Genomic DNA, 754 nt, shown 5'->3' with positions numbered 1-754 from the left:
AAACAACCAATCATCTTGTTCGATTACAAAACCACCCGTAGTGGTGAAAACGCTTCCGAATATCTGAAGGGATTTAAAGGATTCCTACACTGTGACGGATACTCTGGGTATAACAAACTTAAAGATGTCATCCGTTGTGGCTGTTGGGCTCACCTGCGTCGCAAATTTGTCGAGGCAATCCCAGACAAACGAGCAAAAGATGCTCGACTCACAAATGCAGAAATCGGTCGGGACTACTGCAACCAGCTTTTCAAAATCGAAGAAGAGCTATCCCAGTTTACACCCGAAGAAAAATACACAAAGCGTCTGGAAAAAGCAAAACCAATTCTAGATGCCTTTTGGAGTTGGCTACATTCTGTTCATGCACTAAAGAATTCTGCTCTCGGAAAAGCCGTAACATATGCAATGAACCAGAAACCATTTATGGAAAATTATCTACTTGACGGTAGATGTGCCATATCCAATAACGCAGCTGAGAACAGCATTCGCCCCTTTGCAGTAGGGAGAAAGAATTGGCTATTTGCAGCTACTCCTAAAGGGGCCTCCGCTAGTGCCGCTATATACAGCATCATCGAGACAGCAAAAGCAAATGGACTGAACATATACAGCTACCTAAACTATCTTCTCTTATACATGCCGGATACTGATTACCGGAATAGGCCAGAAGATTTAGAAGATTTAATGCCTTGGTCTCCGCGTATACTAGCTGAATGCAAGAACTAGTGCCACATGGTATTAGTTCTTTTTTGGCACC

General features: G+C 43.1%; 1 protein-coding gene. It reads left to right on the top strand.

All coding sequences use genetic code 11. The annotated features are described in order from the left end of the window. Positions 1-723 (top strand): IS66 family transposase (gene tnpC, locus BHU72_RS09305; RefSeq protein WP_141709294.1); only part of this gene is annotated, 723 nt, incomplete at its 5' end. Between the last annotated feature and the right edge of the window lie 31 nt (positions 724-754).

Source organism: Desulfuribacillus stibiiarsenatis, assembly GCF_001742305.1.
Classification (GTDB): domain Bacteria; phylum Bacillota; class Bacilli; order Desulfuribacillales; family Desulfuribacillaceae; genus Desulfuribacillus_A; species Desulfuribacillus_A stibiiarsenatis.
This window is presented reverse-complemented; position numbering and strand designations above follow the sequence as displayed.